Genomic DNA, 12,215 nt, shown 5'->3' on the forward strand with positions numbered 1-12,215 from the left:
CTTGACGGTTCTGACCACTTTACGAGATCATTTCCGTCAGAGATGCCAGACTGACTCCGATTCTTCAAGGCGTTTTTCGTTAACAAGAAGTTAACGCATCGAGGTGCCCGACTTTACAGTTGTAAAGTTTTTGGTCGATACGCATCAAGGATGCCCGACTTTACAATTGTAAAGTTTTGGGTCGATGCGCATGAGGCCCGACAGTTATGCCAGGGGCCCTACCCTGTAGAAGAGCTGAACTGTCGCAGATAGTCAGCGACTGCCTGAGCCTTTGCGGCGGCAGTGATTACTGCACGTGAATCCTGCTTGAGCACCTTGAGCCAGTTTTCAACGTAAGTCGCGGTGTTGTCTCGCGGATCATGCTCGATACCAAGATCGGCGCAGACGAACGCGGCTGAGATCTCGGCAACAAGCTCCTCCATGGCGTAGGCCTCACTGCCGAACCGCCCACTTAGGTCACGGCCCAAACGTGCCTTTGCACCACTCCAATGAGAAATTTCATGAAGAACAGTGCTGTAAAGGTGAATCTCGCTGAGGAACCGCCCCCGATCCGGAATCAGAATGTCATCGAGACCAGGGCGATAACAAGCCTGCTTGCCGCCGTAGGTGATCTTCGCGCCAGTGCGATCTATGAAGGATTCGACGTTTTCGAGGACTGGAACGGCATCCATTGGCACATCATCGGCCGGGCTCTTGAAGCGGTCAGGCAGGTTATCGATCTGCTCGACGTTGAAGACAGCGTAGCCCTTGAGATAGGGGACTGCGCGATCGTCCGCCTCCTGATCCTTCGGCGTGAAGGTGCCGTACTTGACGACGAGGGTTCCTTGTTCGCCCTTGCGGACCTGAGCGCCAAGCTCCTGAGCCTGCCGGTAAGTCATCCATGTGTTTTCGTCGTAGCCGGCGAGTTGCCCGGAGAGCCAAAGCATGACCACGTTGATACCGCGATAGGCTTCGCCGGAGGCACGCAGCGGCGTAGCCGACCTGCGAACATTTCCGCGCCATGGCCGAATCCAAGGCTTGGTGCCGGCCTCGAGCTGCTGGATGATGGTGTCGGTGATCCGCTGGTAGGTGTCCTTTACGCTCTGCATTGCCGTCTCCTGTTCGTTGGTTGACGGCAAAGATCCGAAGATAGCGAAACGAGCCCATGCACCCGTAGGGCCGCAACGGAGTGTAGGACCGCGCAAGCGGTTGAATGGGTGAGGGGCTATCGTAGTTTGTCCGTCAAACCATCCAACGGACAGGAGAGGGCGCTGAGCGTAGGCACCCCGGCCGACGATACGGGCCCTCACTGCAGCGACAGGGCCGCAGATCAGCGCTCTCGGTCGTCTTGGTCGCGGTTTCGCTGGCGATCGGCAAGCTGCTGCGCTTCGATAGCCTTAAGCTCCGCATTGATGTGCTGCGACTGAGGCTCTTGGGCCTTTTGCTGACCTGGCTGCGAATGGGCATCTTGGACCTGTTCCGGCCGACCCAGAGTCTTGAAATCAGATCTTGCGGTGAACCTAACTTCCTCGTCGTCAGCAGGTATTTGCTCGGGGAGATCAGCACGATCTACGGCCACAATCCCCTTTTCGGTCACGAGGCTCGCTACTCGATTGTCATGGCCGAGAACCTGGCCTTCGATCACTTCGCCCTGGCGGGCCGTGCGGATATTATGCTCGAACGGTTTCTCGCCAGCCTGCTCAAGATCGGACATGGCACTGCGGATCGCCTCGCGGCGGTTAGGATCCATTGCATCCTGGATGAGGTGCTTCATCGCCGGACTGGACGGATCATTCGTGGTCTCAATGGATGCCTCGATCATGCGAGGTTTGGTGATGACGGTCAGATCGATATCATGCCCATAGGTGCGGCCCAATGAGACCACCAGAGCTTCGTTTGCCCTTCCATTGCCTTCGCGAAAGGCATGAACATAGTTCAACTCAGATAGGACGTGAGCGGCCTTCTCGGCGAATTGCTCGGGTGTGGCGGCTCGCAAGCCCTGAACGTCTCTAGCAGGCCTCAGCGCCTCGTTGAGACCCATTTCGATGCGCGAGCCGGGGAGGAAAGTCGTATCGCCCTTCGAAAGCCCGCCTACCGGCTCTACCCGATGCCCATCGACGACAGGACTTTCATTGCGCGTGTGTCCTGCCCATTCATAGATATCTTGAAAGATGTAGCCGTGCAGAGCCTTCAGATGCGCTGCGTCGTGATTACCGGTAGGGCCTTTTCCCTCGGCCAGCTCCGTAATCCTTGAGTCCGTAATCGCGTACTCGGCTTCGCGCAGTTCTGAATAGCTCCTGATATTGAGCTTGTTCTTCAGAACATCCTTGTAATCCTCATCCCCTGACGTGTTGGGATAGGTGTAGGAGCCTTTGGCTTCATCATCGCGGGCCAAGCGAAACCTCATGCAAAAAGGCCGCCTGAGTTCACAGGCGGCCGCTATAAATGTCTAGATGATGATCAAGGCCGCTTGTATCGGGCCAGCATCTCTTGGCGCATTTCCTCGGAAGTGATGTCCCCAGCGACGTAGCGGGCCTTCGCTTCTTCCAAGACCGGGTCACCGGTGTAACCCTGCCGCATATTCGCAGCGCGTGCCTGATCTGAAGCCTTCTTCCGTGCTGCAACAGCTTCCGGAGAGCGATCGGGGCGAGGGGCATGAACGTTCATTGGCAGAGCCTCCAGTTACTGTTCAACTTAGCACAAAAAGAGCCGAATATCCAGCGAATGCGGGGTAAGCGGCTCTTTTATGGTGGGAGCCCGATCGGAGATCGGGCCTCCCAGAGCGATCAATCGCGGGGTTCCCATTCGATGATGGCCTGCAGTGCCACGTCATCTTGGCCGGGGTAGCGGCCCAAGTTGGCGTTGAAGCCGAGGCGCTTGATGGAGAGGGTGTAGTACGGCTTCCCTTCTCCGCTGGTCTTCTTCCAGATGCCGCCAACTTCGATGTCGTGGCCGCGAGGTGACTTGGCATAGACGCGATGCGTCGGAGCCTTTTCGTTGGTGGAGTCGAAAGGTGTAACCTTGATGTCCAGGTCCCGGTCGATGGTGGAGATGAGGCCGGTTCCTTTGGCATTGTCGATGTCGTCTTTGTCGAACTGGATGAAGTTGGTCATGCTCATGTTAATCACTCCTCTATGGTGGTTGCGATGATCGTTCATAAGGCACGGCGAAAAGCGGTGCGCACCGTAGGCCGGAGCGCAGCGAAGGAGGCTGGACGGGAACAAATTTTGTTTCGCGAGGAAGCTGAAGGCGGGGAAAATTTGGAGACGAACGGCTTTGCGCCAACCGCGTCGCCGTGCGAACGGGCATCAAGAGCAACCACTTTGGAGGTGTGGGGCCTGAGCGCTTGCAGCAATAAGTCACCTCGAAAAATGGGACATCGGCACAGGTCAAGGGCGGGATTGTGCTGAATGCAGCCGAACCAGCAGCCTGAAACAAGAGGCTGGGGTAACCAAGAGTTCCACCAAAACATGAGATCTCGCCATCTGTTGCCCATATCAGCGCCGCCAGTCGTTCAGTTGCCGGAATGGCTGCGGCGATAGGAGGAGGGTGATTCAACCTGAGCGCCCCACAAGCCTTGGCCTAGCTGCCGGGCTCTTGCCTCGGCGCGGCGATACTGGTCCAGGTCGATCGGATGGGATCTTGGCAGATACCGCAACAAGAGGCTGGCTTGGCCCGCCTTCACCATTTCAAGGCCAATATCCGAGTTGTCGATGAAGCACTGGCCGACAAGGCGTTTGTACTGGTCTCGATCGACTTCAACGCAGCGGACATGCTTGCCATCGATCATGCGGGCGAGGAAGCGACGTGCCTCAATCCCGCAATTCCATATCACACCGTTTTTGGAGCCAGTCTGATCCCACTCACAGGCGTCAATGGCCGCGATACGGATCCTCTGTTGGCGAATGCTGAAGGTGTCACCGTCGATCACTCGCGCCCGGCCTGAATAGTCGGCCGCTGCAGAAGACGCGGTGAACAAAAGCGCGGCCAGCGCGGCTCCAACCAAGCGATTTCCTATCACGAGTGTGCCTCCATCGAGTTGCGGGCTGCCAGCCCAAAGACGGAGCGGTTAAGATGAAGGTCTCCGCTCGCGGCGCGGTCGGTCATAGCCCGCAAATACCCGCCCGGCGAGCTGATCTCGGCCCGCGTGTATTTCTCAAACGTCAGAGCGATAGCAACGGCAGCCGCCTGCTGGCCCATTCGGTCCACGGCCCGCTGGCGCGCATCCTCGGACACGCCGGCGATACGGCAAAGTTTAGGAGCGATCCGGTCCAGGTCCGCCCAACTACGCGGGGGTTGGTAGCCATATTCGGCAAGGCTTGGCATAGCCCGCCACACATCTTCTAGTGCCACAAGTGAAGGCCGCACTTGCAGTTGCCTATTGCTTTGGCGCGAACGGCTCCCCAGGCTTTCTTCAAAAGCCCTCTTGCTGGCGGAGCCAGCCCCTAACGATCTAATTTGTTCGGCGTTAGCCGAACGCCGTTCATCATTACGAGCTTCAAAAGGCTTCGGGGTTGTAATTTGTATGTGCATGTCGTTTTCGACATCCGTGCATGTCATATTTGCATCTGTGTCGGAGGTTCGCGGGGTCCGATTCACGTTGCGCAGTCGGTCGGCAAGCCACTCCAAAAGCATTGTTGCCTTCCGGAGGACTTGGGCCGGTGCGTGCCTGGCTGATCCGATGAAGGCCGCGATCTTCTCAACACGGGAGCCGATCCGCCCGAGAATGACTTCGCCTCGTTCGGTTGAGGACACGAGAGCATACCTCGCGGCACGTAGAGCGTCTCGGAAGCGACGCGCTGCGTTGTCGCGAACTCGAATCTCTTCCCGCTTCTGGCGCACCAGCTGATCAAGTTCATGGTGCCGAGCGATCAGGACACGTAGATCAATGCCGCAAGCGTCGGCAATATCTCCTTCGCCATCACGGATCGGGTAGCGCTTGAAATTCGCGCTGTCCTGCATGGTGACGAGGCCGAGGTCGTACAAACGCGAGAGAATACGGCTTATGCGTCCCGGTGACTTGTTGATGTCATAGCCAAGCTGCCTGTTCGACTTGTAGACGATCGGGCGCCCTCCTTTATCGAAGGCGTCAGCCTTGGCGGTCGTTACGATGGCTTCCAGCAATGCGTATTCTGCAGTTGTGATCATCCCGACTGTCATCAGGTTCTTGGCAAGTACTGCAAGCTGACCACGCGTCACCGTTCCGACTTCGGTTGACTGCGCCAGTCGCCGGAAGTCGGCTCGCTCCTTCGTCATTCTGCGACCTGTCGGCCGCTTGTGTTGTGTGGGTTCCCCCATCGTCCGTCTCCTGTCAGAGGCCAGACAAAGCTCCGCCGTTCACCGAAAAGGTGTTTTGATTATTGACATCGGAGGGGAGGTCTGCGAGAACGATCTTGCTTATATTTTCGAACTGCAGACCGCTTCCGGATCTTTCGGGAGCGGTTTTTCTTTTCTGGGCCGGGTGCGATCTCCAAAAAACTGTTAAAATGCGCGAGTCGGAATCGGTTTAGGTTCCGCCCGATTGCGATTAGTAACCTGAGATACCGAATTGATGCAAGTTGTCACATTTCCGCGTTGCTTTGCCGGTTCAGCTGACATCTGAAATAACGCCTACATTTCAATTCTTTCGCGCGAATTTCCGCGCCTTCCCTCTCTTCACGTCCAAAACTGGAACGTTTCCAGAGTATGAATTAGCCCCCTTTATTGTTGGGGAAATTCAACAGGGTGGGGAGGAGAGTTTGAGAGGAGGGGGCGAGGGCCTCCTCTCAACAAGCGGCCTGATCTGCCGTCCCCCGATACGTTTCTGCCTCCCAGGCACCTGCGAAAGCGCCCGCATTGGCTCGGTGCCAAGGCGGGCGCTAAAGTGCGATCTTGAAGCAGGCTCAGCCGCGCTGAGCAGCATCCTTAAGATAGGTCGGCGGTAGATCGAAGGCCTTTAGCGCTGCATCGAGTGCTTTTTGCACATCATCCCAATCAACATGCTCCGGGTCGCTCAGGTAGGCGTTGATTAGCTGACAGCAGCTTTCGGCGGCCAGGGTCGGACCAGGTTCGGAATCGAGCATGGCTTATCCTCTGGAATAGGGGAGCCGGTCACGCTGGAGGACGTGACCGGGGACAAGCAGCGGCGGGATTATTCCGCTGCCATCGGCAACGAGTGTTCGTTCTTTTCCTCAGAGGTTTCAGCCTCACCCTCTGCGTCGGGGTCAGACGCGATCCGAACGTGAGGCGGAAGCCACCCGCTGTCCTTGATGGACTTGGCGGCATACTCCGCAGCCTCGCCCTTCTTCATGTTGCCGACACCAGCGGCGATATCCTCGCCGCGCACCTCGGCAACAACGGCTTGAATGGTCGGCCTGTTGACGTGGCTGAAATAGCTTTCCACCGTAGTCTCAAACCACTCACGCATGTCCACGTTCAATGCGCGGCCCATCTGGTCGGCATGTGCCAGCGCTTGGCTGCGACTGCTGAACTTCTTCTCGACCGCATTGACGGAATGGGCGGCGGCATAGGCCAGAAGCTGCAACAACTCGCTTTGCGATTGATCCATCAGCCATTCCCAAAGGTCAGCAGGATCGCCGGGAAGCCGGTGCCCATAGTTTTCCTCAAGGCTTCCCCACGCCTCGAGGGCCTTGTTCTCGGCGGGACGCTTCATCGAACCGTCCAGTACTTCATGAGTGACAGAGATTTCAAGCGCACTCTGGTGGCCGGGAATGCCCCATGCGGTACGATACTGAACTTTGAGCAACATCGCATGGACGACTGCAACAAGCGCGATGTCGGGATTGTTCGCCAGTTCGACGCGAAGTGCCGCGGTCTTCTGAGCGGTCAGGTCCTCGATCAAAGCCGCTGAATGATTAAGCGCCGTAGATTTTGAAGCGCCGTCAGCGTCCTCGGTTGCCCCGCCTTGCTTTCCTTCTGTGGCTTCGGCCTTCTTCTTGTCCTCGTCGCGGACAAGGCCTCTCAGCACCGATAACTTGCCCCAATGGTCGATGGTAACAATTGCCCCTGCCATTGCGAGGTCTTCGCTCTGATAGGCTTCTCCACGCTTCTGCAGGACGGCGATTTCCTGCTCAACGGCGGACAATGCCGCCTCGGCAGCCTCATCCTCCTGATCCGAATCGATCTGCGCAGCCAGCTCGTCATAACGCTCGGTCAGAGCTTCCAGCTTGGCTTGTTCATCGTCGTTGAGGTCTATGCGCTGCGGGTAAACCCGGGCCATCTGGTAGATGTTATCCGGCTGCTGAGGGCACCACTCCACCCATTTCCAGCCTTCGGCCTTCACGGTTTCTGCCTCGGCCTCCAACTTCTCGGCAACCAGCTTTTCCAGCAAGCCGCTATCGCACGCAAACCCGCCAACCTGCTCGGCGAACAGATCGCGGCGCACAGGACCGCCGGCCGCCTCATAGGCTTCTAGACCTCCGATCAGCGCCAACCGTTTGTCGCTTGCGGGGACTTCATCTGCCGCGAGACGGCGCTTGATCGTATGGGCGCTACGATCCCATGAGGGGAGGGCATTCCAAACCTCTTCCTGTCGAGCTTGATCGTCGGTGATGGTGAAGGCGGCAAGCTGCTCAAAGGTCATGTCCTCGGCGCGGAACGCCGCGAACAGGACAGGGGAAACCTTCGCTAGCGCAAGGCGGCGGTTGACGATGATTTCGGTTGTCCCAAAACGGGCGGCGATGTCCTTGATGGACTTGCCCTCATCGAACAACGCTTTGAATGCCTCGAACTGGTCGGCAGGGTGCATGGCCTCCCGCATGACGTTCTCGGTCAGGCTCAATTCCGTTGCGTCACCCGCCTCTCGGACAATGACATTCACAGCGTAGTCAGCCGTGATCTCGCCCCGTTCGGCCAGAAGATTGAGAGCAGCTAGGCGGCGACCGCCAGCCGTCACAAGGTATCGGCCCTTGGGTGCCTTGCGCACCACAAGGTTCTGAATGACGCCATTGGCGAGGATCGACGCCGACAGGCTCTCGATGCTCTCCTTGGTGTAAGTCTTGCGGACGTTCTTCGGGTCTGCGTCCAGCTTGTTCAGTGCTATCGCGATGATGTCGCTCATGGTTCCTTGCTCCAGTTTTTCCCGTTTCCCTTGGGAGCAAGCCCCGCTAGTGGGCGAAGCCTCTGCCTTCGTTCTCGAAGGATGTGCCCCCACATCCGGCGGAACGAAGGGGGAGGGCTTGAGCCCGCTCCCGTTAGGACGCCGATCGGGTCATGGGGCGGGAGGAAGGAAAAAAGGAAGGTTTGCCGGCCTGACGGCGAAAGCCGTTTTTCCTGACGAGCGACAGCGCATGCGCGCTTGCCCATTGGCGCGATCGGCGACCTATCGTAAGAGCGGTACAGGATAGGATCGATGGGCGGCCGATCCCGGCCGCTCCTTGCGGATGCGAACCGGCGACGCCGGTTCTCCGTCTTCTGATCCAGGTTATAACACGATGGTTCTGCCCGCGACGCTCCGAGTGATGAGCGCTCCGCTCCTCGGGCAGCTCTCCATTTCAACTTGATTCAACGTTTCGATAGCGGCGGTTAGCCGCTCGGCTCGGCTCGATCGGCGCCAGTCCGAAATCCGAAGCAGACAAGGGGTCGGTTCAGGCTGAGGGCGAAATGACACTTTAAGCCTTGGCTCCGCTGTCCCAATGGAGCCTTAGTGAATTTTTGATGCCGGAAAGCCTTGGTTTGCATAGCCTTATCACCGTTCCAAACAGGCTTTAGTTCATCTGGGACAGGTCGCATCTGACCGCTTCGTGCCAATAGGAGACATGGACTGCTTCGAGGGTGCAGGCTGGAATGGGACCGGAAAAGGCCTTTCCGCGTGTGACGGCCGATCCGCCCCCCTCCCTTTCAGAGGCTGCCATCTTGCGCTGCCGATTCTAGGAAGTGGGCCCAGGCGGCTAGCGGCTAAGTCAGGTCGTGGAGGTCTTTGCCCAAGGCCCGTCCCAATCGCCACTCGCTGAACCTGACCTCCAAGCCTGCTCGTTCTGGAGTGCAGCACATTGGACCCACGAGATAATGATCCGCTTTCGGGAAAGGGCAGAGGCGGACGAGTGGCCAAATCCGCCCATCGTCTGACGCTTGTATTCTTAGAACGCCGCCCTGGATGGTCACCCTGATCCAGAAATCGGAAGGGTTGCCATTGTAGCGGCCCGTGGCCCAGTCGGAAGCACCATCCGTCAGCACGCTACCGAGCAAACCATGTCCGTCTGAAAACTCGATCCCGGTCTTGACCCACCGTCTTTCGTCGAGCCTGACCATGAGACCGGCCTGATCATACAGATGCTCGAATTGTGCCTGGACCCGAACCTGGGCGGTGAAGTCGCCTTCGGCCGGGAATGCGAAGAAGTGACCGCTGTCGCGCACAAAGCCGTAGTGCGTCTCTCGCCAGAAATCCGTGTTGGCGTCAGTCGTCACGGAAAGCTCGGTATCCGAAACATCTGCTTTTGTAGGCTCATTGAGCCAACGCCCAGTTTTAAAACTCTGCAACGGTGTCTCCTGTGACAACTGCGGACTGGCTCAGTCGCATCTCTTGTGAATGTTACTCACGCTTCGATTGATCCGATCGATACGATCGTAGAACTACCTCTCGAGCTAACCAGTCGGCCCTTGTAGTGCCGGCGAAAGCCGATCGGTGTGGAGTTTGTTTCACGTTTGAAGAATTTTGCAAAATTGGTAGCCTCTTCGAACCCAAGACCCTGAGCGATCAGGTAAATGGGGCTGTCCGTATGGACCAGCAGCCGTTTTGCCTCGAGAACAATGCGGGCGGTGATGACATCTTTGGCGCTCTGGCCGGTCGCCTCCAGCGCAGCCCGTGTCAGGCTTTTCTCCGTGCAGCCGAGAGCCGCTGCATAGCGGGAGACCTGGTGCCAGCCAGCATGGTTCTGCTCGACCAGTTTGCGAAATCTCGCAAAGCGTTGCACAGCCGGGCTGTGTGCCTCTGTCAGGCCTGCCCGCTGATCCTGCAGGATGGTCAGTCGCATTAGCAGCGCGCAAAGCTGATAGCGCAGAAGCGCATGTAGGTCCTTGGGTGCCGCCTCGATCGCCGCATCCTGCCGCATCTTTGCAATGGCTGAGCTGACCGCCCGGAACTCGTCTATCGACAGCGACAGGTGATCAGGCAACCGATCAAAATTGAGGGCCGGCAGCAGGTCGGCTATCGTCTGGGTCTCCAGCGGCAGGAATTCCGCCCGGAACAGGACCATCCATCCGTCCCAGCCTTCATTGCTGCCGAAACTGTGAACCTGCCCGGGCCGAAGCACCAGCAGGGATCCCGCGGAGCATGTGACTGGCTGGAAGTCCACCAGTTGGTCCACCTCGCCTTCGGTGACGCAGATCAGCGTATGGAAAGAATAGCGGTACAGCGTCAGGAGCTCTGCGCGGGCGACCCGGCGTCGCAATTCGGAAAACAGGAAGACCTCGATGTCGAGTTCGCGGCCCTGCGGACGATAGGCCAGTTGGTCAATCTTTGCTCCCTTTCTCGCCATGACCTTCTCGCTCGCTCCTAGAAATGTCCATTAAGTATCAGATTATGGCAGCGATCAACCACGACAGCGGCATACGGAGCCGGTTATTACCAATTCATCAACAGCGCGGGTCGCGACGCGGCAGTTAAAACGCACACAAGGAGAGACGGAAGATGACCAACATCGACATCGCAAAGAGCTACATCAAAGCTGTGCAGACAAATGATCAAGCCACGCTTGGCGGACTACTGTCGCCGCAGATCATCTGGCATCAGCCTGGCGCCAACCAGTTCTCGGGCATCAAGAACGGTCTTGCCGAGTTCGGCGCTATGATGGGTGCCATGATGGCCAAGTCCGGCGGCACGTTCGCCATCACTCACGCCCACCGCTACCTCGCCTGCGGCGACCTTGTTGCCATCGAGATCGAGTTTGCCGGCCAGCGCGAAGGCGCTGAGGTCAATCAGCCTGGTATTGATCTGCTGCGGATTGCGGATGGCAAGATCGTCGAAGTGTGGTTGTTTTCCTCTGATCCGGAGCAGGAAGACGCATTCTGGGGCAAGTAAGCCATTACGTGACTGCCAAGGACCGACAGGTCCTTGTCAGTCAGTTGCTGCTTTAAGGAGCGCCGACATCAGGCCGAACACCGAGCAGATCGTCACCCATGCGGGCCCGCGCGTATTTGAGGGCCTGCAGCCACGGCTTCCAGGCGTTGGCTGCGCTTATCACAGGTGACGGCTATGCGCGGAACCGTTCACGGTATTCTCCCGGTGTCAGGCCGACAATCCGATGGAATATCCTGCGAAACGAGCCCGTGTCGGAATAGCCGACTTCCCACGCTATGCGATCAATCGGAAGGTGCCCAAATTGGAGGAGCTCCTGCGCTTTGGCGACCCGCAGGCGTTGAGCATAATCGGTTGCAGTCATGCCCGTCGCATTCTGGAAACGACGCAGGAAGGTTCTTTCCTCCAGGCCGGCATGTTCGGCAAGCGTCACAAGACGAGCTTCTTTGCCTCCAGTCGACTGCAGGAAATGCTGCGCCTTGAGGATCGCCAGATCTCCGTGGGTCATTCGCGGGGCAAATCCGCTGTAATAGCGTTGCTCGCGTCCGGGTGGATCGATCAGCAGCATGCGCGCAGTCTGGGCCATGACCACCGGGCCGAGGAAGCGTTCCACGAGCTTTAGCCCCAAGTCTGTCCAGGCCATCAATCCGCCGACCGAGATGACGTCGCCGCCGTCGATCATCAGGCGATCGACGTCAAGTACAACGTCAGGAAAGCGGTTGCGGAAGGCATCGGCAGAAGCCCAATGGGTGGTGACTGCTCGGCCGGAGACAAGCCCGGTTTCGGCGAGAAGGAATGCTCCGGCGCACACCGAGGCCAGCACGGAGCCCTCATCGTGTCGAGCACAAAGCCAGCGCGCCAATGGCGCGGCAGCTTCGGGCGATATTGGCGGCTCCAGCGATGGTGGCAGGATCAGCACATCGCAGGGCCCAGCCGCTTCTCCGATTGCATCGGGATCGCTGTCGAAAACGACAATGGGTTCCGCTTCACGCTCAATCTCAAGATGTCTTACCCGCAAGTGCTGCGAAGTGGGTTCAAATCCCTGCGCCGTCTGCCCCGCGACCTTGAACAGGTCAGTCAGGCCCAAGGCCGCCGAGAGCTGCGCGCCCGGGTATAGAACGATGCTGATCTGAACTTCGTTCATGGCGATATTGCCCCCAATTCTGTCGATCATGCCAGTGGCTCAGACCATCACGGAAAGACATAGTGGATGCAAGCCATC

Annotated in this window: 12 protein-coding genes; 1 reads left to right on the forward strand and 11 read right to left on the reverse strand. The window is 58.1% G+C overall.

Features of this window, described 5'->3' with window-relative positions; translation table 11 throughout:
- Nucleotides 1-218: 218 nt before the first annotated feature.
- The 10 genes from J5N58_RS20525 to J5N58_RS20570 all read right to left on the reverse strand — a co-directional run bounded on the left by J5N58_RS20525 (nucleotide 219) and on the right by J5N58_RS20570 (nucleotide 10,454).
- A complete protein-coding gene (locus J5N58_RS20525) occupies nucleotides 219-1,088 on the reverse strand; it encodes an ArdC family protein (protein WP_230175104.1) in 870 nt (289 codons plus the stop codon).
- 221 nt (nucleotides 1,089-1,309) lie between these two features.
- A complete protein-coding gene (locus tag J5N58_RS20530) occupies nucleotides 1,310-2,374 on the reverse strand; it encodes a Fic/DOC family protein (protein WP_244712684.1) in 1,065 nt (354 codons plus the stop codon).
- Nucleotides 2,375-2,439: 65 nt separating this feature from the next.
- The gene (locus J5N58_RS20535; RefSeq protein ID WP_244712686.1) at nucleotides 2,440-2,646 is read right to left on the reverse strand and encodes an antitoxin VbhA family protein; all 207 of its coding nucleotides are present in this window, start codon (nucleotides 2,644-2,646) and stop codon (nucleotides 2,440-2,442) included.
- Nucleotides 2,647-2,765: 119 nt separating this feature from the next.
- Nucleotides 2,766-3,098 (reverse strand): DUF736 family protein, encoded by a 333-nt coding sequence (locus J5N58_RS20540; RefSeq protein WP_102022171.1) that lies wholly within the window; start codon nucleotides 3,096-3,098, stop codon nucleotides 2,766-2,768.
- 395 nt (nucleotides 3,099-3,493) lie between these two features.
- Nucleotides 3,494-3,985, reverse strand: coding sequence for a thermonuclease family protein (locus J5N58_RS20545; RefSeq protein WP_244712695.1), 492 nt, complete (start codon nucleotides 3,983-3,985; stop codon nucleotides 3,494-3,496).
- Nucleotides 3,986-3,996: 11 nt separating this feature from the next.
- Nucleotides 3,997-5,277, reverse strand: coding sequence for a plasmid replication protein RepC (gene repC, locus J5N58_RS20550; RefSeq protein WP_244712698.1), 1,281 nt, complete (start codon nucleotides 5,275-5,277; stop codon nucleotides 3,997-3,999).
- A gap of 584 nt (nucleotides 5,278-5,861) precedes the next feature.
- Nucleotides 5,862-6,041 carry a hypothetical protein gene (locus J5N58_RS20555; protein WP_244712700.1) on the reverse strand — a complete coding sequence of 60 codons (180 nt, stop codon included), beginning with the start codon at nucleotides 6,039-6,041 and terminating at the stop codon, nucleotides 5,862-5,864.
- Nucleotides 6,042-6,109: 68 nt separating this feature from the next.
- Entirely contained in the window at nucleotides 6,110-8,038 is a 1,929-nt protein-coding gene (locus J5N58_RS20560) for a ParB/RepB/Spo0J family partition protein (protein ID WP_244712702.1), read from the reverse strand.
- A gap of 836 nt (nucleotides 8,039-8,874) precedes the next feature.
- Nucleotides 8,875-9,456, reverse strand: a complete 582-nt coding sequence (locus J5N58_RS20565; protein WP_244712712.1) for a DUF1349 domain-containing protein — start codon at nucleotides 9,454-9,456, stop codon at nucleotides 8,875-8,877.
- A gap of 56 nt (nucleotides 9,457-9,512) precedes the next feature.
- The gene (locus tag J5N58_RS20570; RefSeq protein WP_244712714.1) at nucleotides 9,513-10,454 is read right to left on the reverse strand and encodes an AraC family transcriptional regulator; all 942 of its coding nucleotides are present in this window, start codon (nucleotides 10,452-10,454) and stop codon (nucleotides 9,513-9,515) included.
- Nucleotides 10,455-10,606: 152 nt separating this feature from the next.
- Between J5N58_RS20570 and J5N58_RS20575 the strand changes: the two genes are divergently transcribed.
- Nucleotides 10,607-10,996 (forward strand): nuclear transport factor 2 family protein, encoded by a 390-nt coding sequence (locus J5N58_RS20575; protein WP_244712717.1) that lies wholly within the window; start codon nucleotides 10,607-10,609, stop codon nucleotides 10,994-10,996.
- Between the two features lie 172 nt (nucleotides 10,997-11,168).
- Here J5N58_RS20575 and J5N58_RS20580 read toward each other — a convergent pair whose 3' ends face one another.
- A complete protein-coding gene (locus tag J5N58_RS20580) occupies nucleotides 11,169-12,137 on the reverse strand; it encodes a GlxA family transcriptional regulator (protein WP_244712719.1) in 969 nt (322 codons plus the stop codon).
- Between the last annotated feature and the right edge of the window lie 78 nt (nucleotides 12,138-12,215).

Origin of the sequence: Paenirhizobium cremeum (assembly GCF_022884085.1) — a bacterium.
Taxonomy (GTDB): domain Bacteria; phylum Pseudomonadota; class Alphaproteobacteria; order Rhizobiales; family Rhizobiaceae; genus Allorhizobium; species Allorhizobium cremeum.